27 protein-coding genes are annotated in these 26,970 nt (G+C 70.4%); 7 read left to right on the top strand and 20 right to left on the bottom strand.

The annotated features are described in order from the left end of the window. The first annotated feature begins 7 nt into the window (after positions 1-7). Positions 8-769 carry a sulfite exporter TauE/SafE family protein gene (locus tag ABEG18_RS03125; RefSeq protein ID WP_406856640.1) on the top strand — a complete coding sequence of 254 codons (762 nt, stop codon included), beginning with the start codon at positions 8-10 and terminating at the stop codon, positions 767-769. A gap of 75 nt (positions 770-844) precedes the next feature. On the opposite strand, the gene ABEG18_RS03120 is transcribed toward ABEG18_RS03125, so the two are convergent. After that, complete coding sequence (locus tag ABEG18_RS03120) at positions 845-1,444, bottom strand: biotin transporter BioY (protein WP_406856639.1); 600 nt, start codon at positions 1,442-1,444, stop codon at positions 845-847. A gap of 193 nt (positions 1,445-1,637) precedes the next feature. Here ABEG18_RS03120 and ABEG18_RS03115 point away from each other — a divergent pair, with 193 nt between their 5' ends. Next, positions 1,638-2,549, top strand: a complete 912-nt coding sequence (locus tag ABEG18_RS03115; RefSeq protein WP_406856638.1) for an MBL fold metallo-hydrolase — start codon at positions 1,638-1,640, stop codon at positions 2,547-2,549. Positions 2,550-2,654: 105 nt separating this feature from the next. Here ABEG18_RS03115 and ABEG18_RS03110 read toward each other — a convergent pair whose 3' ends face one another. The 3 genes from ABEG18_RS03110 to ABEG18_RS03100 all read right to left on the bottom strand — a co-directional run bounded on the left by ABEG18_RS03110 (position 2,655) and on the right by ABEG18_RS03100 (position 5,365). Beyond that, on the bottom strand, positions 2,655-2,831 hold the full coding sequence (locus ABEG18_RS03110) for a hypothetical protein (RefSeq protein WP_406856637.1): 177 nt from the start codon (positions 2,829-2,831) through the stop codon (positions 2,655-2,657). 76 nt (positions 2,832-2,907) lie between these two features. Next, entirely contained in the window at positions 2,908-3,687 is a 780-nt protein-coding gene (locus ABEG18_RS03105; protein WP_406856636.1) for a DUF1499 domain-containing protein, read from the bottom strand. A gap of 49 nt (positions 3,688-3,736) precedes the next feature. Continuing rightward, entirely contained in the window at positions 3,737-5,365 is a 1,629-nt protein-coding gene (locus ABEG18_RS03100; RefSeq protein WP_406856635.1) for a long-chain-fatty-acid--CoA ligase, read from the bottom strand. 141 nt (positions 5,366-5,506) lie between these two features. Between ABEG18_RS03100 and ABEG18_RS03095 the strand changes: the two genes are divergently transcribed. Then, on the top strand, positions 5,507-5,977 hold the full coding sequence (locus ABEG18_RS03095) for a MarR family winged helix-turn-helix transcriptional regulator (RefSeq protein WP_406856634.1): 471 nt from the start codon (positions 5,507-5,509) through the stop codon (positions 5,975-5,977). Positions 5,978-5,981: 4 nt separating this feature from the next. Here the strand turns inward: ABEG18_RS03095 and ABEG18_RS03090 are convergent, their stop codons facing one another. The 5 genes from ABEG18_RS03090 to ABEG18_RS03070 form a co-directional block, all read right to left on the bottom strand. Then, the gene (locus ABEG18_RS03090; protein WP_406856633.1) at positions 5,982-6,689 is read right to left on the bottom strand and encodes an HAD family hydrolase; all 708 of its coding nucleotides are present in this window, start codon (positions 6,687-6,689) and stop codon (positions 5,982-5,984) included. Positions 6,690-6,794: 105 nt separating this feature from the next. Continuing rightward, entirely contained in the window at positions 6,795-7,166 is a 372-nt protein-coding gene (locus ABEG18_RS03085) for a hypothetical protein (RefSeq protein ID WP_406856632.1), read from the bottom strand. A 112-nt stretch (positions 7,167-7,278) separates the two neighbouring features. After that, positions 7,279-9,465 (bottom strand): glycine--tRNA ligase subunit beta, encoded by a 2,187-nt coding sequence (gene glyS / locus ABEG18_RS03080; protein ID WP_406856631.1) that lies wholly within the window; start codon positions 9,463-9,465, stop codon positions 7,279-7,281. Between the two features lie 321 nt (positions 9,466-9,786). Beyond that, the gene (locus tag ABEG18_RS03075) at positions 9,787-10,398 is read right to left on the bottom strand and encodes a cysteine hydrolase family protein (RefSeq protein ID WP_406856630.1); all 612 of its coding nucleotides are present in this window, start codon (positions 10,396-10,398) and stop codon (positions 9,787-9,789) included. Positions 10,399-10,637: 239 nt separating this feature from the next. Next, the gene (locus ABEG18_RS03070; protein WP_406856629.1) at positions 10,638-11,564 is read right to left on the bottom strand and encodes a glycine--tRNA ligase subunit alpha; all 927 of its coding nucleotides are present in this window, start codon (positions 11,562-11,564) and stop codon (positions 10,638-10,640) included. 191 nt (positions 11,565-11,755) lie between these two features. Between ABEG18_RS03070 and ABEG18_RS03065 the strand changes: the two genes are divergently transcribed. Both ABEG18_RS03065 and ABEG18_RS03060 read left to right on the top strand, forming a co-directional pair. Continuing rightward, positions 11,756-12,037 (top strand): hypothetical protein, encoded by a 282-nt coding sequence (locus ABEG18_RS03065; protein ID WP_406856628.1) that lies wholly within the window; start codon positions 11,756-11,758, stop codon positions 12,035-12,037. 125 nt (positions 12,038-12,162) lie between these two features. After that, entirely contained in the window at positions 12,163-12,465 is a 303-nt protein-coding gene (locus ABEG18_RS03060) for a hypothetical protein (protein ID WP_406856627.1), read from the top strand. A gap of 67 nt (positions 12,466-12,532) precedes the next feature. On the opposite strand, the gene ABEG18_RS03055 is transcribed toward ABEG18_RS03060, so the two are convergent. Further along, positions 12,533-13,309, bottom strand: coding sequence for a tRNA1(Val) (adenine(37)-N6)-methyltransferase (locus ABEG18_RS03055; RefSeq protein WP_406856626.1), 777 nt, complete (start codon positions 13,307-13,309; stop codon positions 12,533-12,535). Further along, a complete protein-coding gene (locus ABEG18_RS03050) occupies positions 13,299-13,538 on the bottom strand; it encodes a DUF2007 domain-containing protein (RefSeq protein WP_406856625.1) in 240 nt (79 codons plus the stop codon). The genes ABEG18_RS03055 and ABEG18_RS03050 overlap by 11 nt, the downstream gene beginning before the upstream one ends. Positions 13,539-13,789: 251 nt before the next feature. Between ABEG18_RS03050 and ABEG18_RS03045 the strand changes: the two genes are divergently transcribed. Further along, on the top strand, positions 13,790-14,821 hold the full coding sequence (locus tag ABEG18_RS03045) for a polyprenyl synthetase family protein (protein ID WP_406856624.1): 1,032 nt from the start codon (positions 13,790-13,792) through the stop codon (positions 14,819-14,821). A 25-nt stretch (positions 14,822-14,846) separates the two neighbouring features. On the opposite strand, the gene ABEG18_RS03040 is transcribed toward ABEG18_RS03045, so the two are convergent. From ABEG18_RS03040 to ABEG18_RS03030, 3 genes are all read right to left on the bottom strand, one after another. Further along, positions 14,847-15,773 (bottom strand): 4-(cytidine 5'-diphospho)-2-C-methyl-D-erythritol kinase, encoded by a 927-nt coding sequence (locus ABEG18_RS03040; protein WP_406856623.1) that lies wholly within the window; start codon positions 15,771-15,773, stop codon positions 14,847-14,849. Between the two features lies 1 nt (position 15,774). Continuing rightward, positions 15,775-17,562 carry a tetratricopeptide repeat protein gene (locus ABEG18_RS03035; RefSeq protein ID WP_406856622.1) on the bottom strand — a complete coding sequence of 596 codons (1,788 nt, stop codon included), beginning with the start codon at positions 17,560-17,562 and terminating at the stop codon, positions 15,775-15,777. A gap of 145 nt (positions 17,563-17,707) precedes the next feature. Continuing rightward, positions 17,708-19,387, bottom strand: coding sequence for an electron transfer flavoprotein-ubiquinone oxidoreductase (locus ABEG18_RS03030; RefSeq protein WP_406856621.1), 1,680 nt, complete (start codon positions 19,385-19,387; stop codon positions 17,708-17,710). Between the two features lie 199 nt (positions 19,388-19,586). Here ABEG18_RS03030 and ABEG18_RS03025 point away from each other — a divergent pair, with 199 nt between their 5' ends. After that, a complete protein-coding gene (locus tag ABEG18_RS03025; RefSeq protein WP_406856620.1) occupies positions 19,587-20,384 on the top strand; it encodes a uracil-DNA glycosylase family protein in 798 nt (265 codons plus the stop codon). 63 nt (positions 20,385-20,447) lie between these two features. Here the strand turns inward: ABEG18_RS03025 and ABEG18_RS03020 are convergent, their stop codons facing one another. From ABEG18_RS03020 to ABEG18_RS02995, 6 genes are all read right to left on the bottom strand, one after another. Continuing rightward, entirely contained in the window at positions 20,448-20,936 is a 489-nt protein-coding gene (locus ABEG18_RS03020) for an ATP F0F1 synthase subunit B (protein WP_406856619.1), read from the bottom strand. A 9-nt stretch (positions 20,937-20,945) separates the two neighbouring features. Further along, positions 20,946-21,494 (bottom strand): F0F1 ATP synthase subunit B, encoded by a 549-nt coding sequence (locus ABEG18_RS03015; protein ID WP_406856618.1) that lies wholly within the window; start codon positions 21,492-21,494, stop codon positions 20,946-20,948. Positions 21,495-21,683: 189 nt separating this feature from the next. Beyond that, a complete protein-coding gene (locus ABEG18_RS03010) occupies positions 21,684-21,911 on the bottom strand; it encodes a F0F1 ATP synthase subunit C (RefSeq protein ID WP_091831801.1) in 228 nt (75 codons plus the stop codon). Between the two features lie 59 nt (positions 21,912-21,970). Next, complete coding sequence (locus ABEG18_RS03005) at positions 21,971-22,717, bottom strand: F0F1 ATP synthase subunit A (RefSeq protein WP_406856617.1); 747 nt, start codon at positions 22,715-22,717, stop codon at positions 21,971-21,973. A gap of 112 nt (positions 22,718-22,829) precedes the next feature. Beyond that, complete coding sequence (locus tag ABEG18_RS03000) at positions 22,830-23,186, bottom strand: AtpZ/AtpI family protein (RefSeq protein WP_406856616.1); 357 nt, start codon at positions 23,184-23,186, stop codon at positions 22,830-22,832. Positions 23,187-23,434: 248 nt separating this feature from the next. After that, the gene (locus tag ABEG18_RS02995; RefSeq protein ID WP_406856615.1) at positions 23,435-26,893 is read right to left on the bottom strand and encodes a chromosome segregation SMC family protein; all 3,459 of its coding nucleotides are present in this window, start codon (positions 26,891-26,893) and stop codon (positions 23,435-23,437) included. Between the last annotated feature and the right edge of the window lie 77 nt (positions 26,894-26,970).

Below are 26,970 nucleotides of genomic sequence, written 5' to 3'. Positions count from 1 at the left end.
TCGCCCCATGATCCTCACCTTCGCGCTTCTGATGCTGGCGGCCTTCGCGGCTGGCGTGGTCAACGCCGTGGCGGGCGGCGGCGCCTTCCTGACTTTTCCGGCCCTGGTCTTCGCCGGCGTGCCGCCGCTGGCCGCCAACGCGTCCTCGACGGTGGCGCTGTTTCCCGGCCAGGGCGCGAGCGCCTGGACCTACCGGCGCGACATCCAGTCAATCACGCAGGTGAACGTGCCGGCCTTCGTGGCCGTCAGCCTGGTCGGCGGCCTCATCGGCGCGCTCCTGCTGCTGTTCACGTCCAACGAAGCCTTCGCGCGCCTCGTTCCGTTCCTGATGCTGTTCGCCACGGCGGTGTTCGCCTGGGGCAACCTGTCCAGCCCCGCCGCGCTGAAGCGCTACTCCCTCGGGCCGACGGCCGTCCTGGCGACGCAGTTCGCGATCTCGGTTTATGGCGGCTATTTCGGCGGCGGCATCGGCTTCCTGATGCTCGCGGCCCTGACGCTGTTCGGGCTGCGGGACATCCACGCCATGAACGGGCTGAAGATCCTGCTGGCGACGCTGATGAACGGCGCGGCGGTCGTCGCCTTCGCGGGGGCCGGAATCGTGCGCTGGCCCGAGACGATCGCCATGGCGCTCGCCGGGATCGCGGGCGGCGTGCTGGGCGCCAAGGGCGCCAAGAAGGTGAACCCGAAGCACATCAAGCTCGCCATCCTGGCGCTCGGCGTCGGGTTGACCGCCTTCTTCTTCTGGAAGCAGTACGGCGCGGCGGCCTAGGCCAGCCGGCCCTCTCGGCTCCACAAGCAAACGGCGCCCGCAGGCGCCGTTCTCACTGATCGCTGTCCGCGCGTGTCAGGCGCGACGCTTGTCCACGACGCTCCACACGGCCGGCACCATCGCGGCGCCCAGCGCGGTCTTCAGCGCCGTGGCGGCGAAGAAGGGGACAACGCCGAGCGTCCAGGCCTTGGCGGCGCCGATCGCCATGGCGAGCCAGCCGAAGCCGAAGGCGAAGATCGCGAGGTGGCCGAGCGTCATCGCCACGCCCATGCCGACCAGCGAACGGCCCAGCCCGCGCTCGCACAGCACGCCCACCAGATAGGCGCCGGCGACGAAGCCGAGCAGATAGCCGCCGGTCGGGCCCATCATGTAGGCGAGGCCAATGCCGCGCTCCGGCGTGTCGGCGAAGACCGGCAGGCCAAGAGCGCCCTCGAGCAGGTACGCGATCGCCGTGACGGCCGCGAGGCGCGAGCCATAGGCGGCGCCGAGCCAGAGCACCACCAGCGTCTGCATCGTCATGGGCACCGGATAGAACGGAACCTTCAGCTTGGCCGACAGCGTCAGCAGCGCCGTGCCGGCGAGCACCAGCAGCACGGAGCGGGCCAGGCCGGCCGCGTCGTCGCGGGCGGGCCAGAAAGCGGAGGCGAGCGTGGTGGGAAGCGGCTGCGCGGCCATGCGGGAAACCTTTCGGCGCTAGTCGTGGTCGGCGTCCTGGCGGGGGATTCGCCCCCTATCCGATCCTAGCTTCGACCTATAGGGTCTCGCGCGGACGGCCACAAGGCCGCCATGCCCTCGACCAAAGATCAGCCCGGCGCGGGATGCGGACCATCGTCGCCCCGCCTGGGCGCTGGCCCCTCGACGAGACACCATGGCCGACGACATCCCCTTCGACCGCAGCTTCGACGACCCGCCCGGACAGCTGCGGGAGGTGAGCCCCCTGATCCGCCGCATGGTGGCAGGCAATTCCGGGCCCTTCACCTTCACGGGCACCTGCACCTATGTGGTGGGACGGGGCGAGGTCGCCGTCCTCGATCCCGGCCCCGACGATCCGGGCCATGTGGAGAGGCTCCTGGCGGCCCTGGCGGGCGAGCGCGTCAGCCACATCGTCGTCACCCACACCCATCGCGACCACTCGCCCGCAAGCCGGGCCCTGCAGGCGGCCACGGGGGCGCCGGTCGTCGGCTGCGCCCCGCACACGGCCTCCCGGCCGCTGGCGGCAGGCGAGAGCAACCGGCTGGACGCGAGCGCGGACCGGGACTACGCGCCGGACCGCATCACCGCCGAGGGCGACGCGATCCGCGGCCCCGGCTGGACGCTGACGGCCGTCGAGACGCCCGGGCATACGGCGAACCACCTGGCTTTCGGGCTGGAGGAGGAAGGCGCGCTCTTCTCGGGCGACCACGTGATGGCGTGGTCGACCACCATCGTCGCGCCGCCGGACGGCGCGATGGGAGACTACATGGTCTCGCTCGCCAAGTTGCAGGCGCGGGACGACCGGGTGTACTGGCCGGGCCACGGCGGACCCGTGGTCAACCCGTCGCGGTTCGTGCGGGCGCTGGTCCATCACCGCCGCCAGCGCGAGGCGTCCATCCTGGACCGGGTGGCGGCCGGCGACGGACTGATCGCCGAGATCGTGCCGAAGCTCTACGAGGGCCTCGCTCCCGCCCTGCACGGCGCGGCCGCCCTCTCGGTGTTCGCCCATCTGGAGGATCTGGCGCGCCGCGGCGTGGTCGCGACGGAGGGTCTGCCCAGCCTCGCCGGGCGCTACCGCAAGGCCTGAGCGCTCAAGCATGCTGTGTTTCGACGAAAACACAGCATGCTCTCGTGTCTCGGTGGTCGCATGCTTTGGCGCGAAAAGCCGGTTTCCACCTTTTCGCAGCATGCTTTAGTAGTTTAGGAGCCTCAGCACGATCCAGGTGATCGCGAAGGCGACCGCGAAGGCGGCCAGGGCCATGCCGATCGCCCGCGGGTTGCGTAGACCCTGGGCCCGCCCCGGCCCGGCGAAGACGTACCAGAAGGCCACGATGAGCCCGATGATGGCGGCGATGTCGTTGCGCGGCATGTCCGCTCCCAGGTTGCGCTTCCGTCCTGACCCTCAACTCTCCCCGGCCGGAGAAGGATGCCGTCTTTCCGCGACGCTAATCCCGGTTGTCCGCCAGTTCCTGGAGCGCGGCCATGAAGGTCTGGATCCGGGTGGCGTTGGCGCCGAGGTCGTGCGCGCCGACCCGTGAGGCGGACCGGACGTCGATGCGGGCGCCGTTGGCCAGCGGCCGGATCCGGACCGTCACGTCGAGCGGAAAGCGCATGATCAGGGAGTGGTCGATGGCCTCGATGCGGCCCACGCCGGTGCGCCCGCCCGGGGCGGCGCTCTCGATGATGGTCCAGCCCCGCTGCTGGGCGGCCTTCATGGCGAGCTGGAACGCCTCCTGGGCGGTGATCTCGAGCGTGAGCGGGGCGACGCCCGGATAGGCCGTCCGGATCGTCTCGCGCGAGGCGGCCGGAGGCTCGGTGAGGAGGCGCCCTCCCCGCATCTCCAGCGCGCGCCTGGAGCGCGAGAAGGCCGGCGGATCGGCCATGTCGGTGCTGACGTCGTGCAGGCGCGGCAGGCGCACGGCCTCCAGCCCCAGCCAGGCCGGGAACGCGACCAGCGCGCCCGCCACCAGAAAGGCGCCGAGCGCCTTGCCGAAGCCGGGCCGCCCGTCGCCCCAGATCATGAAGAAGGCGGCGACCGCGAGCAGCACCGCCGCGATCGCCACCACGAGGCCGGCGCCGAGCACCACCAGGGCGGCGGGCGTCTCGATCCGCTCCGTCCGGCCCAGCGCCACGCCCAGCAGCACGGTCGCCAAGGCGAACATGGTCATGCGTCCGCTCCACAGAGCGGCGCGCGAAAACGGCAGGTCGACGACGAGACGGCGCATCAGGACGTTCTACACCGCGGCCCGGAGGATCGTCACCGGCCTTGCGCCCTCAGGCGGCGGGAAAGCGATACTCCTTGAAGCGCTCCCGCAGCTCCATCTTCTGGATCTTCCCGGTCGCCGTATGGGGGATGTCGGGCACGAACACGACGTCATCCGGCATCCACCATTTGGCGATCTTGCCCTGCATGAAGGCCAGGAGGCTGTCCTTGTCCGGGTTGGCGTTGGGCTTGGGCACGATGATCAGGAGGGGCCGCTCGTCCCATTTGGGATGGGCGACGCCGATCACCGCCGCCTCGGCCACGTCCGGATGGCCGAGCGCGAGGTTCTCCAGGTCGATCGACGAGATCCACTCGCCGCCCGACTTGATCACGTCCTTGGCGCGGTCGGTGATCTGCATGTAGCCGTACGCGTCGATGGTGGCGACGTCTCCGGTGTCGAACCAGCCGTCCTCGTCGAGAATCTGGCCGCCCTCGCCGCGGAAATAGCTCTTGGCCACCGCCGGCCCCTTCACCTTCAGCCGGCCGAAGGTCTTGCCGTCCCAGGGCAGTTCATCGCCCTTGTCATTGGCGATCTTCATCTCGACCATGAAGGGCGCGTAGCCCTGCTTCATCTTGAGGTCGTAGAGCGCGTCGTCGCGCAACTCGCCCAGCTCCGGCTTGACGAAACAGACCGACCCGACCGGGCTCATCTCCGTCATGCCCCAGGCGTGGATGACGTTGACGCCGTAGTTGCGCTCGAACTTTTCCGTCATGGCCCGCGGGCAGGCCGACCCGCCGATGAACACGCGCTTGAGGTGCGAGAGCGGCTTGCCGGTCTGCTCCAGATAGGCGAGCAGGCCCAGCCAGACAGTCGGCACCGCCGCCGTGACGCTCACCTTCTGGGTCTCCAGGATGTCGTACACGGAGGCGCCGTCCAGCTTGGCGCCCGGCATCACCATGGTGGAGCCGGACATCGGGCCCGAGAAGGCCAGCGACCAGCTGTTGGCGTGGAACAGCGGCACCACCGGCATCACCACGTCCCCGGGCGAGAGGCCGAACGCCTCCTTGGGGATCAGCATCATGGCGTGCAGAACGTTGGAGCGGTGGGAGTAGACGACCCCCTTGGGGTTGCCGGTCGTGCCGGACGTGTAGCAAAGCCCCGCCGCGGTGTTTTCGTCGAAGTTCGCCCAGCGAAAGTCGCCGTCGCACTCGGCCAGCCAGTCCTCATAGGCGACGGCGTTCTTCAGGCTGGTCGCCGGCAAGTGGGCGCTGTCGGTCAGGACGATGAATCGCTCCACGGTGGGAATGCGCGCGGCGATTTTCTCGATCATCGGCACGAAGGTGAGGTCCAGGAAGAGGATCCGGTCTTCGGCGTGGTTGACGATATAGATGATCTGCTCTTCGAACAGGCGCGGATTGACGGTGTGGTAGATCGCGCCCAGTCCGGCGATGCCGTACCAGCACTCCAGATGGCGCCATGTGTTCCAGGCCAGCGTTGCGACGCGGTCGCCAAGGCGGATTCCATCGCGGCTGAGCCGCTGGGCGACCTTCATGGATCTCTGCCGGATCTCCCCGTAGGAGATGCTGTGCATCGGGCCTTCGATCGATCGCGAGATCACCTGACGCTGGCCGTGCTGCTTCGCCGCGTGGTCGATGATCCGGTGGATCAGAAGCGGCCAATCCTGCATCAATCCGAGCATCGTTTCCTCCGGAACGGGGTGTTCGGGCGCGTTGCGCCGCCCTTATGGTTCCGCTTCACTTTAAACGAGACCGAGGCTTGCGAAAGCCGTCCCGGCGTCAATAGTTTGCAGGCGAACAACCCGGCGCGAGGCACGTCCCTTATGAATGCTCCCGACAGCGGCGACGTCCTGCGGACCTGGTTCCGGTTCCTGCGCCTGCACCACCGCATCACCAGCCGCGCCGCCCAGGAGTTCAAGCGAATCGGGCTGTCGCTGCCGCAGTTCGACGTGCTCTCCACTTTGTCCGAGCGCGAGGGCGTCAGCCAGCAGGAGATCGCCGAGCGGCTCTATGTCACCAAGGGGAACGTCTCCGGCCTCATCGACCGGCTGACCGCGCAGGGGCTGGTCGAGCGCCGGGCCCTGCCGGCCGACCGCCGGAGCTACGCCCTGCACCTGACGCCCCAGGGGCGCGCCCTCACCGAACAGGGGCTGAGCCTGCAGCGCCAGCTGATCGGCGCCACGCTGGGCCGCCTCGCCGCGGCCGACCTGGCGACGCTCGACCGGATCCTGGTGGCGTGGCGCGAGGAGGTGCGCGCCCTGCCGGAGCACGCCCCGGACCAGGCGGCGGAATAACGCCTCAGGCCGCCAGCGCGCGCAGAAAAGCCGGCAACTCGGCGATGGAGGCGACGACGTGGTCGGCGTGGGGCTCCAGTTCGTCGCGCAGCGCGGGGCCGGTCAGGACCGCGATCGCCACCGCGCCGGCCGCCCGCGCCGCATGTAGGTCGTGCGTGCTGTCGCCCACCAGCGCGATGTCGGACGGCGGGACGCCAAGCGTGCGGGCGAAGGCCAGCACCATGCCGGGCTCCGGCTTGCCGCCATGGCCCGAATCATAGCCGCAGATGAAGTCGAGGTGGGGAATCAGCCCCAGGCTTTCGGCCTGCTCGAGGGCGGAGGCCTCGGCGTCGTTGGTCGCCACCCCGAGCCGGTAGCCGTCCCGCAGGAGCTCCCTGATCACCGCCAGCGGCTCGCCGATCGGCTTCAGGTTCTTGCGGCCGTGCTCGAGAAAGAGGGCGTCGATCTCGCCCGCGACGGCGTCATGGTCGGTCCGGCCGAGCGCGGTCGCCCAGTCGCGTCCGAAAGCGCCGGAATTTCCGGCCACCAGTGGAGAGGTGCGGCGGAACGTGCGCGTCTCCAGCACATAGTCGCTGATCTCCACCAGCCGCGAGAAGGCGGCGGCGTCGCCGCGCGCCAGCGTCCGCATCACCTCGAAGGCGGCCGGACCCCAGGTCGCGTCGAAATCGATCAGGGTGCCATCCTTGTCGAACAGGATTCCCTTGAGACCCATGCTGCCTCCCGCGGCCAAGACGTCCGCGGTGGTAGTGGTTTTGGGGTGAAGGGTCCAGCGCCGGAGGCGGCGGGCGCCGGACGCGCCATCGCCGACCGGCGGTCGTTAGGACGCCCGGGACTGGAGGGCGACCGGGGCCAGGAGCCGCTGCAGCTCCATCCGGCGCCGCAGCATGGCCAGCCGGAACGCGTATTTCCGGCCGACCGGGGCGAAGGCGGCTCCGCCCTCGATCGCCTTGCGGGTCTGCTGCGCCAGCACCAGCTGGCGGATGGCCTGGCTGAACAGGCCCTCTTCATACACGGCCACGGCGTAGCGGATATGCTCGTACTCGGTCGACGACACGTCGTCGGCGTCGCGCTCGACGACGGCCTTCACGGCCGCGAAAAGGCACAGATACGCAGTGTCACGCTGACGCTCGGCATCGAGCAGCCCGAAATGGGCTGCGATGACCTCGAGAGGCATGTTCTGATCGGTCATGACGGAACCTGCGAGTCGAACGCCGCACGCCGGCGCCCGCGCAGATTAGAGAATACAAATTAATTAATGTCAAAAATGATCTGATCCGTCATCAACTCCATCCACAGGCGCTTCAGCCCTCGATGCTGGAGAAATCCGCGACCGTCCGAGTGGCCTCGCGCAGGCGCGACAGGAGCCGCAACCGGTTGGCGCGCAGGAGCGGGTCGGGAGCGTTGACGGTGACCTTCTCGAAGAAGGCGTCGACCGCGGGGCGCAGCCGGGCGAGCGCCGACATCGCGCCCTCGAAGTCGTCCGCAGCCACGGCCGAGCGGGCCGCCTCGGCGGCCGAATCGAGGGCTGTGGCCAGGGCCTTCTCGTCGGGGTCGGCCAGCAGGGCGGGGTCCACGGGCTCGGCGAAGCTGCGCCCGTCCTTCTTCTCCTCGATCCGCAGAATATTGGCGGCGCGCTTGTAGCCGGCGAGCAGGTTGCGGCCGTCCTCCGTGTCGAGGAAGCGGCCCAGCGCCTCGACGCGGCGCACGATCATCAACAGGTCGTCGTTGGCGCGTGCGTCATCCCCTGTGGACGGCGCAGCGGAGGGAACCAGCACGGCGTCGATCAGGTCATGCCGCGCGCCCTGGTCTCGGAGATAGACCTTGAGGCGGTCGTGGAAGAAGGAGAGGAGGTCGGACGCTCGCCCGTCATGGCCGGGCCGAGCATGCTCCGCTGCGTGGCTCCGCAGGCCGATGGCGGACTGTGCGGCGAAGAGGTTCGTGAGCCTCAGCCGAATCCCATTCTCCAGCACGATCCGGATCACGCCCAGCGCCGCGCGCCTCAGCGCGAAGGGGTCCTTCGAGCCTGTGGGCTTCTCGTCGATCGCCCAGAAGCCCACCAGCGTGTCGAGCTTGTCGGCCAGCGCCACGGCCACGCTCACCGGGTCGGTGGGCGCGCGGTCGGTCGGGCCCTGCGGCTTGTAGTGCTCCTCGACGGCGGCGGCGACGGAGGCGTCCTCGCCCTGCAGCTCGGCGTAGCGGCGGCCCATGAGGCCCTGCACTTCGGGGAACTCGCCCACCATCTCGGTGACGAGGTCAGCCTTGGCGAGTTCGGCCGCGCGGGCCGCCTTCGCGGGGTCGGCGCCCACCAGGGGGGCCAGTTCGCGCGCCAGCGCGACGATGCGGTCGACGCGCTCGCCCTGCGTGCCGAGCTTTTCGTGGAACACGATGCCGAGCGACCGCAGCTTGGCGAGGCGCTGGTCCAGCGGCTTCGGGGACGCGCTCTCGAAATCCGGCAGCGGGCGCTGGTCGGTCTCCCAGAAGTGGCGGGCGTCGGACAGGCGGGCGCGCACCACGCGCTGGTTGCCGCCGACGATCTTCTCGCCGCCGTCGCTGGCCTCGATATTGGCGACCAGCACGAAGCGGTTGGTGAGCGCGCCCGTAGCCGGCTCGCGCAGCACGAAGCATTTCTGGTTGGCCCGGATGGTGGCGCGCACCACCTCCGGCGGGATGGCGAGGAAGCTCTCGTCGAAGGAGCCGACCAGCGTGACGGGCCATTCCACCAGGCCGGCGACTTCCTCCAGCAGACCCTCGTCCTCCACCAGCTCCAGCCCGCGCGCGAAGGCGAGATTCCGGGCGTCGGTGAGGATCATCTGCTTGCGGCGGTCGGCGTCGAGCACCACCTTGGCGCGCTCCAGCGCGGCCACATAGTCGTCGAAGCGGCGCACGATGATGAGGTCGGGCGCCAGGAAGCGATGGCCGCGCGTGACGTCGCCGGAGCGCAGGCCGTCGATCTCGAAGGGCACGACCTCGGGCGCCTCCATCTCGTGCCCGAAGGTGCACAGGATGGACTGCAGCGGCCGCACCCAGCGCAGCGCGCCCGGATTGGCGGAGGCCGCACCCCAGCGCATGGACTTCGGCCACGGGAAGCCGCGGATGATGCCCGGCATGATGTCGGCGATCACCTCGGGCGTGGAGCGGCCGGGCTTCTCGACCACGGCCACGTAGAACTCGCCCTTCTTGGGATCGCTCTGCACGTGCGCCTGGCTGATGGCGGCGAGGCCGGCGCTCTTCAGGAAGCCTTGCAGCGCCGCCTCGGGGGCGCCGACGCGCGGGCCCTTCTTCTCCTCGCGCAGGTCCGGCTGGCGGGCCGGCAGGCCGACCACGTGCAGCGCGAGCCGCCGCGGCGTCGCGAAGGCCTGCGCGCCCTCATACACGCATCCCCGCACCACCAGCGCGTCCGTGACGAGCTTCTTCAGGTCCTCCGCGGCGCGCCGCTGCATGCGGGCGGGGATTTCCTCGCAGAAGAGTTCGAGCAGAAGATCGGGCATGGCGTTTCGCGGTCTGTTTCAGGCGGGAACGGGCGGCCGCTACGCTTTAAGCGGAGCGGGCGGGCCTGTCGAGGGAGGCTGGACGCGGACGGCGCGGCGCGCGAAGCGCCACCCTCCCACTCAAGGGGAGGGTGGTCTACGGCGCGCAACTCTCTCCCGCGCAGCGGGGGAGATATCGGCGCCAGCCGACAGAGGGGGCGATCAAGCGCTGCTCGTCTCGGACTTGGCGGCGCTCGGCCGCCCCCTCCCTGCCCTCCCCCGCTAAGCGGGAGAGGGTTCCGCGTTGCGGCGCATCGCCCAGCTTCAAGGTTTCCTGATCGCCTACGCCTCGATGGCGGCCGCGCGGCAGATCACCGCGAATCGGTCGGAGAGCTCCGTCAGTGCGGCGCGGTGGATGGCGGCGGCGGAGAGAGGCTCGCCGCCGAGCGCGTCGGGAAGGTCGCGGGTCGCACAGGCGTCCGCCGCAATCGTGGTGCGGAAGCCGAGGTCGAGCGCAGCGCGGGCCGTGGAGGAGACGCACATATGCGTCATGAAGCCGGCGAGGATCAGCTCCTTGCGGCCGGTCGCCTTGACGAGGTCGAGCAGCGTCGTGTTCGCGAAGGCGTTGGGCAGGCCTTTTTCGACGATGGCCTCGGCCCCCACTGGGGCGGCGTCGTCGGCGATCTCGAAGCCGCGCGTCTCGGGATCGAAGGCCTTGCCGGTCCCCGCCCCTCCCTTGTGGACGACGTGGAAAATGGGCGCATCCTGCACGCGGGCGCGGTGCAGCAGGCCGGCGATGACCTTCAGGGCGGGCCGGGCGTCCGGCAGCGCGAGCTTGCCGTCGACATATTCGTTCTGCACGTCGATGAGGACGAGAACGGCTTCGTGAAGCTTGGCGGGGGCGAGGTTGGCGCCAGCCATTTGGAGCAGCGTGCGGGGCGCTGGTGCGGTCATCGAGGGTCCTCCCGTTTCGGCGGGAGAGTACACGGAATGGCGGCGGTGGGGAGAGCGGTGGTGACAGGCGCCGCCGTCCTCCGTCATCCCCGGCGCGCCGAAGGCGCGGGAAGGGGATCCAGCGCAAGGCCGGGCGGAGGGCTGGATCCCCTTCCCGGTCTGCTGCGCAGACCGCCGGGGATGACGGCGGAGAGTTCGGCCTGCGAGCGCAATCCTTGTCCCGGGGGAGAAGGAGCGCCTCACGCGGCCACAAAACCCCCGGCTTCCGTGCGCAGGAAAGCGGCGCCGCAGGCCTTGGCGAGTTCGCGGACCCGCAGGATGTAGCTCTGGCGCTCGGTGACCGAGATCACGCCGCGGGCGTCCAGCAGGTTGAACATGTGGCTGGCCTTGATGCACTGGTCATAGGCCGGCAGCGCCATGGCGTGGCGCTCCGCCTCGCCGCGGTCGCCCTTGGCGAGCAGCGAGCGGCACTCGGCCTCAGCGTCCTTGAAGTGCTGGAACAGCATCTGCGTGTCGGCATGCTCGAAATTGTGCCGGGAGTATTCCTGCTCGGCCTGCAGGAAGACGTCCCCATAGGTGACCTTCTGGTCGCCCTGCAGGCCGTTGAAGTTGAGGTCGTAGACGTTCTCGACGCCCTGCACGTACATGGCCAAGCGCTCGAGCCCGTAGGTGAGTTCGCCAGAGACGGGCGAGCACTCGAAGCCGGCGACCTGCTGGAAATAGGTGAACTGGCTCACCTCCATGCCGTCGCACCAGCACTCCCAGCCCAGCCCCCAGGCGCCCAGGGTGGGGCTTTCCCAGTCGTCCTCGACGAAGCGCACGTCGTGCAGGCGGGTGTCGATGCCGATGGCGGCCAGCGAGCGGAGATAGAGGTCCTGCAGGTCCGGCGGCGAGGGCTTCAGGATCACCTGGTACTGGTAATAGTGCTGCAGCCGGTTGGGGTTCTCGCCGTAGCGGCCGTCCTTCGGGCGGCGGGAGGGCTGCACATAGGCGGCCTTCCAGGGCTTGGGCCCCAGCGAGCGCAGGGTGGTGGCCGGATGGAAGGTGCCGGCGCCGACCTCCATGTCGTAGGGCTGCAGCACCACGCAGCCCTGCTCCGCCCAGAAGCGGTGGAGCGTGAGGATGAGGCCCTGGAACGAGCGCGTGGGCTCGAGAGCGTCGGACATGGCGGCTTTCCGGCGTGCGGTTGAAATCGGCGCGACCCTAAGAGGGGGGCTGGGGCGGGTCAAGGCGGCGGCCCCGGAGCCGCCCTGCCCCGGCTTGTGCGCGGGCGCACCCCGGCCGGGTCCGCCGATCGGCATGGTGCGCGGCAAGTTCCCGGGTGGCGACGCCACGATGATGGGACTGGGAGGTCGCCATGACGAAGACCATCGCCGCCCTTGCGGGCGCCGCGCTCCTGCTCACGCCCCTCGCCATGAGCGCGATCGACGCCGCTTCGGCCCGCCAGACCGCGCCGCGGCCCGCCGGGATGCAGTCGCGGACGCCGATTCCCCTGCCCGCGCCCGTCCCGCTCCCGAGGCGGGACCTGGAGGACCAGGGCGCCCGCATCTGCATGGAGACGGTGCGGGTGGTGGCGTCCGGCTATGGCGAGCCCGCGGGCCGACGCTGCGCCCGCCGGCGAGACGACGCGGCCCTATAGGCGGCGCGGCCGGACGGCCCGACGGCGTGGCCTTAACCGAACATGCAATTTTTAGTATCGGCCCTTTAATCGCCCAAGTTGAACGTGTGTTATAAGGGTTGCAGTAAAAGTTCGGAGGAAACCACATGAAGCGGATCGGATTATTCCTGGGCGGCCTTTTCGCCCTGTTCGTCGCCTTCACGGCCGTGCCGCAGGCGGCCAACGCCGCCGCCGTCAACCCCGCCGCCGCCGTCCAGATCGACAGGCAGGCTCCTGCGCTGACCGAAGCGACGCAGTACTATCGCCGCCACTATTACGGCCGCCCCTACGCCTATCGCCCGCGCTATTACCGGCCCCGCTACTACGCCCGTCCGATCTATCGGCCCCGCGTGGTCTGCCGCGTGCAGTACACCTATTACGGCCCGCGCCGCGTCTGCCGCCGCTGGTGATCGCCGCGGACCGCGTCCGCCCCTGACCGACGAAGGGAGCCGGCCTCGCAGGCCGGCTTTTTCGTGGTCACCAGGCCAGCACGGCCTTTCCTCGGTGCAGCGCCTCGGCGAAGGGCGTGAAGGCGCCGCCGTCCTGGTGGAGAACGATCCCGGCGCACAGCCGGAACGGCCCGCGGCCGCCCTTCAGGCCGCGCACCAGGACCCTCGACGCGGGCTCGCCCGCCCGCGGATGGACCGGCAGCGCGGCCACGTCGCCGAAGCGCGGCCCCATGGCGCGCAGCACCGCCGGCAAGGCGTCGGCGCGGTGCACGACCACCAGCGCCCCACGCACCCGCAGCAGGCCGGCGGCGGCCTTGATCCAGGCCTCCAGCCCTTCCGCCGGCATCACATGCGCGCCGGATCTGGCGACGTCCGGCGAGGCGCGGTGCGTCGACGCGTCGAGATAGGGCGGGTTGGTCAGCGCCAGGTCGGCGCTCTCCTGCGCGAGGCCCGCCGCCCGGCGCGCGGCGAAGCGGGCCAGGATGTCGCCCTGCGTGACCGTGACGCGCGCCTCCAGCCCGTTCAGGGCGACGTTGCGGTGGGCCAGGCCGGCGAGGCGCGCGTCCAGTTCGACGAGGCGCACGCGGGCCGCCGGGGCCCGAAGCGCCAGCGCGAGGCCGACCGCGCCGGTGGCGGCGCCGATGTCGACGGCCTCTCCGGCGAAGTCCGCCGGCGCCGCAGCCGCGAGCAGCGCCGCATCGGTTCCGGCCCGGTGGCCCCTGGCGGGCTGGAGCAGGCGGAGGCGCCCCCCCAGCAGGAGATCCGTCGAGACCTCGTCTCCGATGTCCGGCGCGTCAGACGGCATGGCCCTGCTCGGGATTGAGCTCGGCGCCGAGCCCTGCGTCGCGCAGGATCCGGCGGGCCTGGCGCTCGTCGTCCTCCGGGACCAGGAGCCGGCGCGGGAACGCCCCGATGCCGCCCTCCATGGCGCTGACATGCGCGTCGGCGAGGAAGAACGGCACTTCGGCGGCCTGGAGCAGCGCCTCGATCAGCGAGATGAGAACGAGATCGTTGGTGCGCAGGATCTCCCGCATGTCTCCTCCAGGGCCGACGGCCGGGCCGCCGCATTCCGCGCCGCCGCGATCGCGGCGCAGCCGCCACCGTCTGCGGCCGCCCTCCCTTGTGCGGCATTGGGCCGAGTTGCGGCAAGAGGCGGCATGTTGCAGTTTGCGACGCAATAGCGCGACCCGCCTGCGCGTGGTACCGGAGGCGGTGGGATCGCAGTCGCGCCATCATCGGCGCGCTCATCCGGCCCGTCCTGGCGTCGGATAGAAAGGTTGAGCACGTGGGTGTCGTGGTGTCCCTCGATGGCAAGCAGCCATCGGTTTCCAGTGCGGGCGCGCCGAGCATCGAGCCTCTTGTGAAGCTCACGGCCCAGGGGATGGAGCGCGTCAACCAGCTCATCCTGGCCCGCGTCGGCTCCGACGTTCTGCTCATTCCCGAGATCGCCAAGCACCTGATCAACTCCGGCGGCAAGCGCCTGCGCCCCATGCTGACGCTGGCCACCAGCGTGCTGTGCTCCTACGAGGGCGACGGCGACATGAAGCTCGCAGCCGCGGTCGAGTTCATGCACACGGCCACGCTTCTGCATGACGACGTCGTCGACGGCAGCGAGATGCGCCGGGGCAAGCTCGCCGCTCGCATGCTATGGGGCAACGAAGCCAGCGTCCTGGTCGGCGACTTCCTGCTCGGCCAGGCCTTCAAGATGATGGTCGAGGTCGGCTCCCTGCAGGCGCTCGACGTGCTGTCCACCGCTGCGGCGGTCATCGCCGAAGGCGAGGTCATGCAGCTCGCCGCGGCCAAGAACACCGAGACGACCGAGGACGAGTATCTGGCCGTGATCCGCGGCAAGACCGCGGCGCTGTTTGCGGCCGCCTGCGAGGTCGGCCCCATCATCGCAGGCCGGGCCAAGGCCGAGCAGACCGCCTGCCGCAGCTACGGCGCCAATCTGGGCATCGCCTTCCAGCTCGTCGACGACGCGCTGGACTATGGCGGCCTCAGCGCGGACCTGGGCAAGAAGGTCGGCGACGACTTCCGCGAGGGGAAAATCACCCTGCCGGTCGTGCTCTCCTTCCGGCGCGGCACGGACGAGGAGCGCGCCTTCTGGAAGAAGACGCTGGAATGCGGGGAAGCGTCTGACGCCGACCTGCAGCAGGCGATCGCAATCATGCGGCGCCACCGGGCCATCGAGGACACCGTGGAGCGCGCGCGCCACTATGGGGCCATGGCGAAGGACGCCCTGGCGCTCTTCCCGGACAGCGCCATGAAGGGCTCCATGCTGGAAGCCGTGGATTTCTGCATCGCCCGCTCGCACTGAACCGTCCGTCAGGGCCGCGAGGCCGTCACCGCAGCATCGTCGGCTCGATCCACCACTGGGGCCGGTCCCGGACCAGCGCGCCGGCGGCGCGGGCGGCGGCGTGGCGGTCTGGATAGAGGGCGAAGCATGTGGCGCCCGAGCCCGACATGCGGGCCAGCAGGCAGGCGGGCGTCGCCCGCAGGGCGGCCAGCACATCGGCGATCACGGGCGCGACCGCCACGGCGGGGGGTTCAAGGTCGTTGCGCAGCGCCGCGAGGGCTTTGACGAAATCGCCGCGGTCCGCCGCAGCCGGCGGGACGACCGGGGCGGAGAACGTCCCCGCCCCAGGCGCGAAGGACGCGCCGCGGTCGAGCCCGAGGGCGGCGAACACGCCGGGCGTCTCCACGGGCGCGCGGGGGTTCGCCAGCACGGCGAAGAGCGGCGGCAGCGCGAGCGGCGGGCCGACGGTCTCGCCCGCGCCCTCCATCATGCGCAGGCGCGGCGCCAGGCACACCGGCACGTCCGCGCCGGTCAGGCGCGCGGCCTGCAGCACGGCCGGATGATCCGCCGTGAGACCGTTGGCCCGCGCGAGCAGGCGCAGCGCCGCCGCGGCGTCCGAGGAGCCGCCGCCCAGTCCGGCCGCCACGGGCAGGCGCTTGACCAGCGCGAAGGCCCCGGCGCGCAGTCCGGCATGCAGGGAAGCGAGGTGGCGGGCGGCGCGCAGCACGAGGTTGTCGGCGTCGGGGCCGGCCGCCGTCGCGGTGGGGCCAGAAACCTCGAGCGAAAGCTCCGGGCCGGGCGCCAAGGCGAGCCGATCCGCCACGCCCGCGAAGGCCACGAGGCTGGACAGCGCATGATAGCCGTCCGGGCGCCGGCCGAGCACATGGAGGGCGAGGTTGACCTTGGCGGGCGCGCGCTCCGTCAGCAGTGCGCCGGAGGGCGCGCCCGCATGCGCCCCCGCGCCGTCCCGCATGTCAGCCGCCGTTGGTCTTCGGCTCGGGCTTGGGATCGGCCGCGGGCTTCTGCTCCGCTTCGGCGGCGGGCTTGGCGTCAGGCAGGCCCTTGTCGATCTTTTCGAGGATCTTCGGCAGATCCTCGGGCTCCGGCTTGAGGTCGCGCGCGTGGTTCCACTGGAAGCTCGCCTCCAGCTTGCGCCCGACGCGCCAATAGGCGTCGCCCAGATGGTCGTTGATCACCGGGTCGGAGGGCTTCAGGTCGATCGCCTTCTCCAGAAAGCGCACGGCCTCGTCATACTGGCCGAGGCGGTAATGCGCCCAGCCGAGGCTGTCGACGATGTATCCGTCCGTCGGCCGCTGCTCGACGGCGCGCTTCAGCATCTTGAAGGCCTCGTCGAGGTTGATGTTCTGGTCGACCCACGAATAGCCCAGATAGTTCAGCACGAGCGGCTGCTCGGGGTAGAGCTCCAGCGCCTTCTTCATGTCCGCCTCGGCCTTCGGCCACTGCTTGGTGCGCTCCAGCGCGATGCCGCGGAAATAGAACAGGGTCCAGTGGCCCTGGTCGGGCGTCCCGACGGCGTCGATCGCCTTGCTGTAGGTCTCCGCCGCCTGGGCGAACTCCTTGCGGGAGCGATAGACGTTGCCGAGCGCCGTCAGGGCCTCCACGTCGGCCGGGTTCTTGGCCACGACCGCCTGCAGCTGCCGGACGGCCTCGTCCTTGCGCTCCAGCTGCTCGAGATTGAGCGAAATCTGAATGTCGGCGCTGCGGCGCAGCGGCGAGGATTGCGACACCATGTCGTAGGTGTCGTTGGCGCGCTCGCTCTGCTTCATCCGATCATAGATGTCGGCCAGAGTGATCACCGCCAGCCCGTTGTCCTGGTCCAGCCAGAGCGAGAGCCGCAGATAGATCATGGCGGCGAGTTCGTCGCCGGTGCGGTTGCCGGCGGCTCCGAGCCCGTAGAGCACCTCGGCCGCGCCGCTGGCGACGCTCGGCACGGCGGCGTCGAGCGTCTTGCCGGCTTCCAGCGAGGCGATCGCGGCGGTCACGAGCGGATGGCGCGGCAGCAGCTTGTCGAAGGTGCGGTAGACCTCGAGCGCTTCCTTCTGCTTGCCGACCCGCGACAGGAAGCGGCCATAGACGTCGACCATGCGCAGCGTGCGGTTCTCGGCGTCGTAGGCCGCCTTCAGGCGGCGCTCCGCCTCGGCCTTGTCGCCGCCGAGATCGGCGATGAGCCCCGCATGGTAGTTGCGGAAGACGGCGATCGAGTCCTCGCCCTTGATGGTGTCGACCGTCTCGATCGCCTTCTTGACGTTGCTCGAGCCGAGCCAGCTCCATGCCGTCAACAGCGTCGCGGTGAGATCGGTGGTGCGGTTGCGCCCGCCGGTGGAGAAGCGCGAGCGCGCCTTGCCGTATTGCTTGGCCTTGTAGTCGCGGATGCCGAGGACGAGCTGCGCCAGCCCGTTGCGGGCTTCGCGCGCGCCGCCCAGGCGCTCGGCCAGCTTCAGGGCTTCCGGGTAAGAGCCTTCGGCCAGCAGCGACACGAAGGCGCGCTCGGTGAGGTCGGCGCTGCGCGGATCGTCACGCAAGGCCTCGCGGTAGAAGAACGCGGCGGCGCTGGTGTCACGCGAGGCGCCGGCGACGACTGCGGAGAGATAGTTGCCCGCCAGGGTGTTGCCCGCGTCGATCGCGTCCGAATAGCTCTGCCCGTTGCGGGCCTGCGCGGCGGCGCAGCCGGCCAACAGCGCGAGGGCGGCGACCAGGGGCCGGACGCGGGTCAAGACAAGGCGGGGTGTCGCAGGCGTCACGCTGTCATCGCTTTCAAGGGTCGCGACCCAGCGCGCCGGGCCGGCATGAATCGAAGCTGGTTTGTCCGGCCGCAACATGGCGTTTTTGCGAGTTGGCGGCAAGCGCAGGGCGCGCTGCGCCCCCGGGTCGCGCCCGCCGCCGCGATCACATGTTCGGGTAATTGGGGCCGCCGCCGCCCTCGGGCGTGACCCAGGTGATGTTCTGCGACGGATCCTTGATGTCGCAGGTTTTGCAGTGCACGCAATTTTGCGCGTTGATCACGAAGCGCGGATCGGTGCGGGCCTCGGGATCGGCGTAGACGACCTCGTAGACGCCCGCCGGGCAGTAGAGGCGCGCCGGCTCGCCATAGAGCGGCAGGTTGCGCGAGACCGGGATCGTCGGGTCGGTCAGCTGCAGGTGCGAGGGCTGATCCTCCTCATGATTCGTCGCGGAGAGGAACACCGAGGACAGCTTGTCGAAGCTGACCATCCCGTCGGGCTTGGGGTAGACGATCGGCTTCACCTCGTCGAGGCGCTTCAGGCTCGCCGAATCCGGCTTGCCATGGCGCATCGTGCCGAAGAAGGAAAAGCCGAAGAGCTGGTTGGTCCACATGTCCAGCCCGCCGAGGCCGATGCCGAGCACGGAGCCCAGCTTGGACCAAAGCGGCTTGACGTTGCGCACGCGCTTCAGGTCGCGGCCGATCTCACTGTCGCGCCAGGCGTTCTCGTAGCTGGCGAGTTCGTCGTTCGCGCGCCCCTCGGCCAGCGCGGCGACGACGTGCTCGGCGCACAGCATCCCCGACAGGATGGCGTTGTGCGAGCCCTTGATGCGCGGCACGTTGACGAAGCCGGCCGCGCAGCCGACCAGCGCGCCGCCCGGGAAGGCGAGCTTGGGCACGGACTGCCAGCCGCCTTCCGTGATGGCGCGCGCGCCGTAGCTGATGCGCTTGCCGCCGATGAACACGTCGCGGATCAGCGGGTGCGTCTTGAAGCGCTGGAACTCGTCGAAGGGCGACAAAGTCGGGTTTTCATAGTTCAGGTGCACCACGAAGCCGACGGCGACGAGGTTGTCCTCCAGGTGATAGAGGAAGGAGCCGCCGCCCGTGCGCATGTCGAGCGGCCAGCCGAAGCTGTGCTGGACGAGGCCGGGCTTGTGCTTGCCCGGATCGACCTGCCACAGCTCTTTAAGGCCGATGCCGTATTTCTGCGGCTCGCGGTCGGCGTCCAGCCCGAAGCGCTTGACCAGTTGCTTGGTGAGGCTGCCGCGCGCGCCTTCGGCGAAGAGCACGTATTTGCCGCGCAGCTCCATGCCGCGGGTGAAGCCCTCCTTCACCTCGCCGGTCTTGGACACGCCCATGTCGCCGGTCGCGACGCCAACGACCTCGCCCTTGTCGCCGAACAGGACCTCCGCGGCCGCAAAGCCCGGGTAGATCTCCACGCCCAGGGCCTCGGCCCGGACGGCCAGCCAGCGCGCGACGTTGCCCAGGGACACGATGTAGTTGCCGTGGTTGGACAGCAGGCCGGGCATCAGGGCGTTTGGAAGCCTCACCCCGCCGGCGGGGCCGAGCACATAGAAGCGATCGTCCGTGACGGGGGTCTTCAGCGGCGCATCAGGATCGTCGCGCCAGTCCGGGATGAGCTTGTCGAGGCCGATCGGGTCCACGACGGCGCCCGACAGAATATGCGCGCCGACCTCCGAGCCTTTCTCGACCACCACGACGCCGAGGTCCGGGTCGAGCTGCTTCAGGCGGATAGCTGCGGCCAGACCGGCAGGTCCGGCGCCCACGATCACCACGTCGTAATCCATGCCCTCGCGGGGCATGCTCTGCGCCTCGGCCAGATCCATCGTCACCCTCGTTTCGCCGGACTGCGCGTCTCGTTCCAGACCGCCTCCCGTCCCCTAATATAGTTCACAGGTGAACTATTGCAAAGCCATGCGCATCGCGGGAGCGCCGGGCTCGTCATCCTGCAGTAACAAAGCCCGAACGCACGCGCCATAGGCCGAAGCGCTGGTTTCGGGCGTTCGGGGCCGCTACACTGACGCCATGGCCCTGACCGAGATCGATCCCGCGCGCGCCGCCGCCGACCTGCTGGCGTGGTACGCCGAGATGGGCGTCGACGCGATGCTGGACGAAGAGCCGCATGATCGGTTCGCCGAGGCGGTTCCGGTCCAGCGTGCGCCGCCCCCGCCGCCGCAGACGGAGCAAAGGCCCGCCGCCTTCGCCGGGGCGTCGGCCAGCGCCGACGACGTCGAGGCGCAGGCTCGCATGCTGGCGCGGTCGGCCAGGAGCCTCGACGAGCTTCGCGCGCTGCTCCAAGGCTTCGAGGGCTGCGCCCTGAAGCTCACGGCGCGCAGCCTCGTCTTCGCGGACGGCGACCCGGAGGGCCGGGTCATGTTCGTCGGCGAGGCGCCCGGGGCCGAGGAGGACCGCTCGGGGCTTCCCTTCGTCGGGCGTTCGGGGCAGCTGCTCGATCGCATGCTGGCGGCGATCGGGCTCGACCGGACGCAGGTCTATGTCGCCAACGTGATCCCGTGGCGCCCGCCGGGCAACCGCACCCCGACGCCGCAGGAGCTGGCGACCTGCCTGCCCTTCGTGGCGCGGCAGATCGAGCTCTCCAAGGCCGAGATCCTGGTCTGCCTGGGCGGTCCCTCGGCGCAGTCGCTGCTGGGCGTGACGGACGGCATCCAGCGCACGCGCGGGCGCTGGATGGACTATGACGCCGGTTCGCGCCGCATCAAGGCGCTGGCGACCCTGCACCCCGCCTATCTGCTGCGGCAGCCCCTGCAGAAGCGCCTCGCCTGGCGGGATTTCAAGATGATCCGGGCAGCGCTCGACGGGTGAGAGGCCCCCGCAACGAAAACGGCCGCCCGGAGGCGGCCGCTTCAAAGACGATGATGTCGAAGCTCAGTTGAGCTTGGCGCGAACTTCGGCGAGGCCCTTGGCCAAGAGGGCGTCCCCGGAGCTCACCGTGTCTTTGCGGAGGATCTCTTCGGACGCCTTGACGGCTGCGTCGGCGGCGGCGGCGCGCACGTCGGCGGTGGCCTGGGCTTCGGCCTGAGCGATCTTCTGCTCGGCCATGCGGGTGCGCCGGGTGACGAAGTCAGCCAGCTTGGTCTGGGCGTCGGCCGCGAGGCGCTCGGCCTCGACGCGGGCGGTGCGGACGATCTCGGCCGCCTCGGCCTCGGCCTCCTGGCGCTTCTTCTGGTAGTCGGCCAGCACGCGCTGCGCCTCCTCCCGGAGGATGCGGGCGTCCTCGAGCTCGGCGCGGATCATGGTCCCGCGCTTGTCGAGGCCGCTCACCAGGGCGTTGAAGCCCCCCACCTTCCAGACGATGCCCACGAAGATGAAGAAGGCGACGGCGACCCAGAATTCGGCGTCATAGATGAAAGACATCGTCCTACCTCACTGTCCGAGCGTGCGGGCGACCGCCGCGTCGACCTCGTCCGTCGACGGCGTGCGGCCGACGAGCTGCTGGACGATGGCGGCGGTGGCGTCGGCCGCGATGCCGCGGACATTCTGCATGGCGCGGGTCTTGCCCTCGACGATCTGGCGTTCGGCCGCGTCCAGCTTCACGTGGAGATCGGCCTCGAGCGCCTTGCGCCGCGCCTCCGTCTCCGCCTGCAGCTTGTCGCGGGTCTCGCCGGCGATCGCCTGGGCGTTGGCCCGGGCGTCGGCGAGCGCCTTTTCGTAGGACGAAATGGCGGCGTCGGTCTGCGACTTCAGCCTTGCGGCCTCATCCAGATCGGCCGTGATCTTGCCGTGGCGCTCGTCCAGGATGCGCGTGACGCGCGGGAGCGCCACCTTCGACATCAGGAGGTAGAGCGCGCCGAACGCCAGCGCCAGCCAGATCAGCTGTGAGCCGAACGTGCTACTGTCGAAGGGCGGGAACGAGCCGCCGCCCTCATGGGCGCCGCCATGGGCCTGCGTCGTCGCGTTCGTGGTTTGCGCCATGACCTAACCTCTCAAAAGCAGGCGCCCTGTCAGTCAGCACCCCGAGCGGCGCGAGCGGCTCCGGGCTTGCTGACGGGCGACCGACCTGAAGCATCGCCGCGGCTCTGGTCCGTTCAAGCCCGTGCGGGCCTGCTGCGGACCGGGATCGCGCGGCCCGCCGGCCTCAGCCGGCGGACGCCTGAGCGTGGATCAGACGGCGAAGAGCAGCAGAAGGGCGATGAGCAGCGAGAAGATGCCCAGCGCTTCCGTCAGCGCGAAGCCGAGAAGCAGCGTGCCGCGCTGGCCGTCGGCGGCCGACGGGTTGCGCAGGGCGCCGGAGAGGAACTGGCCGAACAGGTTGCCGAGGCCAATGCCGGCGCCCGCCATGCCGAGGCAGGCCAGACCAGCGCCAATGTACTTCGCAGCGACGGGATCCATGGAAAACTCCTTGAGGTCGGATCGGTAGGGAGGGAGGAGAGCCCCGGTCGGGGTGGAGTTCAGTGACCGGGGTGAAGAGCGTCGTTGAGGTAGATCGAGGTCAGCGTGGCGAACACATAGGCCTGCAGCACGGCGACCAAGACCTCGAGGGCGGTGAGCGCCACCGTCAGCGCCAGCGGAAGCGGGGAGATGATCCCCCAGGCGCCGGCGGCGAGCAGCGAGCCGATGAAGCCCGCGAAGATCTTCAGCGCGATATGGCCGGCCAGCATGTTGGCGAAGAGACGCACGGAGAGGCTGATCGGCCGCGAGATGAAGGAAATGATCTCGATCGGCACCAGGATGGCCAGCATCACCGGCGGCACGCCGCTCGGCACGAAGAGGCCGAAGAAATGCGTGCCGTGCTTCATCACGCCGTAGACGATGACGACGCCGATGACGAGCAGCGCCAGCGCGGCCGTGATGATGATGTGGCTGGTGACCGTGAAGCTGTACGGGATCAGGCCCGCCAGGTTCAGGATCAGCACGAACATGAACAGCGAGAACACGAAGGGGAAGAACCGCATCCCCTCATTGCCGGCGGAACTTCGGACGGTGTTGGCCACGAACTCGTAGGAGAGCTCCACCATCGACTGGATGCGGCCCGGCACCAGCGTGCGGCCGCTCGTTCCCCACAGCATGAACAGGGTGATGACGCCCACCGCGATCAGCATGAAAAGGGCTGAATTGGTGAACACGATCTCCTGGTGACCGATGTGGCCAAGGGTCGTGTAGGACTTCAGCTGGAACTGGTGGATCGGATCGGCCATGGCCGGTCTGGCCCTCTCTCGCTTCCGCGCTGACCGGGAGTGGTCCACGCTGATCGCCGCCGAAGCAGCCTTGCATTCAAACGACCCGCAGGCGACGGCGCCTCCGGGGCCTTTAAGATTTTGGCGGCCGGGTGAAGCCGGACGCCCGCATCACATTCCAGACGCCCGCGCCGAAGCCGAGCATCAGGCCCACGATCAGACCCCACGGCTTGGAGCCCACCATGGCGTCGAAAGCCCAGCCGAGACCGCATCCCGCGATGATGCCGGCCACGAATTCCGTCGACAAACGGAAGGCCTTGCCCATCGCGGAGGGATCCCCTCCGCTCGTCTCGCGGGAACGCTGCTGCTCCTGCCCGGTCTCCCGGACTTGGTCAAGCCGCTTGCCCAGACGATCGAGCCTGGCTGAGAGTTCGACGTCCTGCGAGGCGCGAGCCTTGTCTCCGTTCCCGTTCGGCGTTCCGTCACTCATGGGCGAAGCCGCGCTCCCGGGTTCGGAGCGCCGCCCTGGCGCCCCCCTGAAAGTCGCGCGCACCATAGTTTCCGGTCCGGCGGGTGTCAAGAATGGGGCGTTAACCGGTAAGTCTCTGATTTTAAGCCAAAAATCCCGCCTTCGACGAATGGACGGAACATTGGCCTTCACAGGTTGAGGGCCGGGTGCTCGCCGCCCTGCCGGTCCAGGGTTGCGCAGCCCAGCCGCGGCCTCGGATCGCCGCCGTCCTAGACCGCCTCGGCGAGTTTCTCGGCCAGGCCGAGATCCACCGAAACGAGCTGGCTGACGCCGCGCTCGGCCATGGTGACGCCGAAGAGGCGGTCCATGCGGGCCATGGTGATGGGATTGTGGGTGATGACGAGGAACCGCGTCTCGGTCTCCCGCGCCATGTCGCGCAGGAGGTCGCAGTAGCGCTCGACATTCGAATCGTCCAGCGGCGCGTCCACCTCGTCGAGCACGCAGATCGGCGACGGGTTCGTCAGGAACACCGCAAAGATGAGCGCGATCGCGGTCAGCGCCTGCTCGCCGCCGGACAACAGCGTCATGGTCTGCGGCTTCTTGCCGGGCGGCCGGGCGACGATCTCCAGGCCCGCCTCGAGCGGGTCGTCCGATTCGATCAGTTCGAGCTGGGCCGTGCCTCCGCCGAACAGGCTGGTGAACAGGCGCTCGAAATGACCCTGCACGACCGCGAAGGCTGCGAGGAGGCGCTCGCGCCCTTCCTTGTTCAGGCTTTGAATGGCCGTGCGCAGGCGCTTGATGGCTTCGGTGAGGTCGTCGCGCTCGCCCGTCAGGGCGTCGCGCTGCGTCTCGACGGCCGTCAGCTCTTCCTCGGCCCGAAGATTGACGGCGCCCAGGCGCTCGCGGTCTCCCCGCATCGTCTCCAGCCGGCGCTCCACCAGGGCGGCGTCGGGAAGGTCGGCGCCGGGCGCGACGCCGCTGAGGTCGGGGAGTTGGTCCGGGAGCGCGTCCAGGCGCTCGGCGACGGCCCGGACGATCTCGGTGAAACGGTCGCGGGCGGCCTCCAGCCGCGCCTCGGAGCGGACCTTCTCCTCGCGGGCGGCGGCGAGCGCCGCCAGCGCCTCCTGGGCGAGGCGGTCCGCGGCCGTGTGGATCTCGGCGGCCTCCGCCAGCCGGTCGCGGGCCAGGCTGCGGGCGGATTCGGCCTCGGAGATCCCGGTGAGGATGAGCCGGCGCTGCTCGAGAAACTGCTCGGGCGCCTCGCGCAAGGTTTCGCGCTCCTCCCCGACCTCCGCCTGCCGGCGCTCGATCTCGTCGATCTGGCCGAGCGCCCGCTGGCGGCGCTCGGTCCAGGCGTCTCTCTCGGCGGCGATCGCCTGGCGCCGGCGCGCCCGCATCTCGACCTCGCGCTGCACGCTCTGGACCAGGATCCTGGCCTCGTTGGCGGCCTGTCGATCCTGCGCGGCGCGCTGGCGGGCCGTTTCCAGCCCGGCCTCGAGTTCGGCCGCGCCCGGGAGGTCGGAGAGCTGCGCCGCAAGGCCCTCGCGCCGCGCCTGCGCGTCTTCGGCTTCGGCGTTGAGGCGGCTATGCGCCTCCGCCATGGCGGACCGCTTGGCGGCCGCGTCGCCGCGTCGGCGTTGGGCGGCGGCCAGCCTCTCGCGCACCGCGTCGAGACCGCGGCGCATCATCTGCGTGGTCTCGAAGCCCATGGTCTCGTCCCGCGCGGCCGCCCGCACGGCCGCGTCGGCGATCTCGCCTTCGTGGCGCAGGCGCTCGGCCGCCTCTCGCGCCTCCTGCGCCTCGCCCTTGAGCTCGCCGAGCCGGTTTCGTTCGGCGAGGCGGCGGGCCGCCGGCGTCGGCGCCTCGGCGGCGGAGGTCAGGCCGTCCCAGCGCCAGAGATCGCCTTCGCGCGACACGAGGCGCTGCCCCGGCTTCAGGGAGGCGCGCAGGACGGCGCCCTGCGCCCGGTCCACCACGCCAACCTGCCGCAGGCGGCGGGCCAGCGCGGCCGGAGCCGCGACCACCTCGGAGAGCGGGCGGGAGCCGGCGGGCAGAGCGGGGTCGCCCTCCCCGGCCCCGGTCTCGGCCCAATGCGCCGGCGCGGCGGGGTCGATCGAGGCGTCGAGGTCGTCGCCCAGCGCCGCCCCCAGCGCCGCCTCGTAGCCGCGCTCGGCGCTGAGCCTGTCGATGGCGCGCGGCCATTTCTCGCCGCCGCCCGAGGCCAGCATCTTTTCCAGGGTGCGGGCTTCGGTCTCCAGCCGCTGCGCCCGGCGGTCCGCCTCCTGGGCGGGGCCCCGCAACCGATCGGCCGCCTCGCGGGCCGCCGCATGCTGGGCCCGGGCCGCCTGCGCCCGGTCCTCGGCTTCGGCGTAGGACTCCGCGACCTGCTCCATCTCGGCCTCGAGCGCGGCGAGGTCGACGTCGCCGCCTAGGCTGGCGTCGAGCGCGGCGAGGTCGCGGCCCACCCGTTCGGCCTCGCGGGTCAGCCGCGCGATCCGCTCGTCAGCCTCCCTGAGAGCGCGTTCGGCGGCCGAGCGCCTGGCGTTCCGGTCAGCCAAGGCCGACTGCGCGGCGCCGAGAGCGGCCTCGGAGTCGAAAAGGATGTCCTCCAGCTCGGCCAGGCGCTCGCGAGCCTCGGCCTGCGCCTCGGCTGCGCCTTCGGCGTCGTCGCCAAGGCCCTCTTCCTCGGCGGCGAGACGCTCCAGCGCGGAGGCGGCGTCGTCCACCAGGGCGCGTTCGCGGGCCGCGTCGCGGGTGAGTTCGAAGGCGCGGCGCTCCAGCTCGCCGGCGCGTTCGCCCGCGCGCTTCTCCTCGGCGTCGAGGGCGTCGCGGGCGAGCGTCAGCCGCTGCAGGGCGGCGGCCGCAGCGATTTCGGCGTCGCGCAGACCCGGGATCGCGTGGGCGGCCACCGCCTGGTCGCGGGCGGCCTTGCCCTGCTCGGCGGTGCGCTCCGCCACGAGCCGAAGATCGGCCTCCACCTTGCGCTCGGCCGCCGCGACGCCGTCGCGCGCCTCGCGCCAGCCAATATAAAGGAGCAGCGCCTCCGCGCGGCGGATGTCCGAGGCCAGAGAGCGGTAGCGCGAGGCCTGGCGGGCCTGCCGCTTCAGGCTCTCCACCTGTCCGTCGATCTGCTGCAGCACGTCCTCGACGCGCAGGAGATTGTCCTCCGCGGCTTTCAGCCGCATCTCCGCTTCGTGGCGGCGGGAATGGAGGCCCGCGATGCCGGCGGCGTCCTCCAGGATGCGCCGGCGCGCCTGGGGCTTGGCGGCGATGATCTCGCCGATCTGGCCCTGCCGCACCATCGCGGGCGAGCGCGCGCCGGTGGCGGCGTCGGCGAACAGGAGCTGCACGTCGCGGGCGCGCACCTCGCGGCCGTTGATCCGATAGGTCGAGCCCGACTCACGCTCGATCCGGCGCGAGACGTCCAGGCTCTCGGCGTCGTTGAAGGCGGCCGGGGCGCCGCGGTCGGAGTTGTCGACCAGCAGCGCGACTTCGGCGGTGTTCCGGCTGGGCCTGCTGCCCGAGCCGGAAAAGATGACGTCGTCCATGCCGGAGGCGCGCAGGCTCTTGAAGGAGCTCTCGCCCATCACCCAGCGCAACGCCTCGACCAGATTGGACTTGCCGCAGCCGTTCGGCCCCACGACTCCGGTGAGGCCCGGCTCGATCAGGAAGTCGGTCGGCTCGACGAACGTCTTGAAGCCGACGAGGCGCAGGCGGGTCAGCTTCATGCCGCGCCCGCCGCGATCGGCCCGAGACAATTACCTCTCACCGGCGCGGCGGCGCAGGCCCGCGACGCCGGCCGGTC

Origin of the sequence: Alsobacter sp. KACC 23698 (assembly GCF_045348435.1) — a bacterium.
GTDB lineage: Bacteria > Pseudomonadota > Alphaproteobacteria > Rhizobiales > Beijerinckiaceae > Alsobacter.
The sequence above is the reverse complement of the archived record's forward strand: the minus strand, read 5'-3'. Positions and strand labels throughout refer to the sequence as shown.

Bases quoted from the DNA above. Each gene is read 5' to 3' on its own strand.
- glyS (WP_406856631.1), bottom strand. From the start codon at position 9,465: ATGCCCGATCTTCTGCTCGAACTCTTCTGCGAGGAAATCCCCGCCCGC.
- ABEG18_RS03100 (WP_406856635.1), bottom strand. From the start codon at position 5,365: ATGCTCGGATTGATGCAGGATTGGCCGCTTCTGATCCACCGGATCATC.
- ABEG18_RS03120 (WP_406856639.1), bottom strand. From the start codon at position 1,444: ATGGCCGCGCAGCCGCTTCCCACCACGCTCGCCTCCGCTTTCTGGCCC.
- ABEG18_RS03085 (WP_406856632.1), bottom strand. From the start codon at position 7,166: ATGACCGATCAGAACATGCCTCTCGAGGTCATCGCAGCCCATTTCGGG.
- ABEG18_RS03050 (WP_406856625.1), bottom strand. From the start codon at position 13,538: ATGCGGGAGATCCTGCGCACCAACGATCTCGTTCTCATCTCGCTGATC.
- ABEG18_RS03095 (WP_406856634.1), top strand. From the start codon at position 5,507: ATGAATGCTCCCGACAGCGGCGACGTCCTGCGGACCTGGTTCCGGTTC.
- ABEG18_RS03015 (WP_406856618.1), bottom strand. From the start codon at position 21,494: ATGGCGCAAACCACGAACGCGACGACGCAGGCCCATGGCGGCGCCCAT.
- ABEG18_RS03070 (WP_406856629.1), bottom strand. From the start codon at position 11,564: ATGTCCGACGCTCTCGAGCCCACGCGCTCGTTCCAGGGCCTCATCCTC.
- ABEG18_RS03010 (WP_091831801.1), bottom strand. From the start codon at position 21,911: ATGGATCCCGTCGCTGCGAAGTACATTGGCGCTGGTCTGGCCTGCCTC.
- ABEG18_RS03030 (WP_406856621.1), bottom strand. From the start codon at position 19,387: ATGGATCTGGCCGAGGCGCAGAGCATGCCCCGCGAGGGCATGGATTAC.
- ABEG18_RS03055 (WP_406856626.1), bottom strand. From the start codon at position 13,309: ATGCCGTCTGACGCGCCGGACATCGGAGACGAGGTCTCGACGGATCTC.
- ABEG18_RS03040 (WP_406856623.1), bottom strand. From the start codon at position 15,773: ATGCGGGACGGCGCGGGGGCGCATGCGGGCGCGCCCTCCGGCGCACTG.
- ABEG18_RS03125 (WP_406856640.1), top strand. From the start codon at position 8: ATGATCCTCACCTTCGCGCTTCTGATGCTGGCGGCCTTCGCGGCTGGC.
- ABEG18_RS03025 (WP_406856620.1), top strand. From the start codon at position 19,587: ATGGCCCTGACCGAGATCGATCCCGCGCGCGCCGCCGCCGACCTGCTG.
- ABEG18_RS03005 (WP_406856617.1), bottom strand. From the start codon at position 22,717: ATGGCCGATCCGATCCACCAGTTCCAGCTGAAGTCCTACACGACCCTT.
- ABEG18_RS03115 (WP_406856638.1), top strand. From the start codon at position 1,638: ATGGCCGACGACATCCCCTTCGACCGCAGCTTCGACGACCCGCCCGGA.
- ABEG18_RS03110 (WP_406856637.1), bottom strand. From the start codon at position 2,831: ATGCCGCGCAACGACATCGCCGCCATCATCGGGCTCATCGTGGCCTTC.
- ABEG18_RS03075 (WP_406856630.1), bottom strand. From the start codon at position 10,398: ATGACCGCACCAGCGCCCCGCACGCTGCTCCAAATGGCTGGCGCCAAC.
- ABEG18_RS03105 (WP_406856636.1), bottom strand. From the start codon at position 3,687: ATGCGCCGTCTCGTCGTCGACCTGCCGTTTTCGCGCGCCGCTCTGTGG.
- ABEG18_RS03065 (WP_406856628.1), top strand. From the start codon at position 11,756: ATGACGAAGACCATCGCCGCCCTTGCGGGCGCCGCGCTCCTGCTCACG.
- ABEG18_RS03020 (WP_406856619.1), bottom strand. From the start codon at position 20,936: ATGTCTTTCATCTATGACGCCGAATTCTGGGTCGCCGTCGCCTTCTTC.
- ABEG18_RS02995 (WP_406856615.1), bottom strand. From the start codon at position 26,893: ATGAAGCTGACCCGCCTGCGCCTCGTCGGCTTCAAGACGTTCGTCGAG.
- ABEG18_RS03000 (WP_406856616.1), bottom strand. From the start codon at position 23,186: ATGAGTGACGGAACGCCGAACGGGAACGGAGACAAGGCTCGCGCCTCG.
- ABEG18_RS03090 (WP_406856633.1), bottom strand. From the start codon at position 6,689: ATGGGTCTCAAGGGAATCCTGTTCGACAAGGATGGCACCCTGATCGAT.
- ABEG18_RS03060 (WP_406856627.1), top strand. From the start codon at position 12,163: ATGAAGCGGATCGGATTATTCCTGGGCGGCCTTTTCGCCCTGTTCGTC.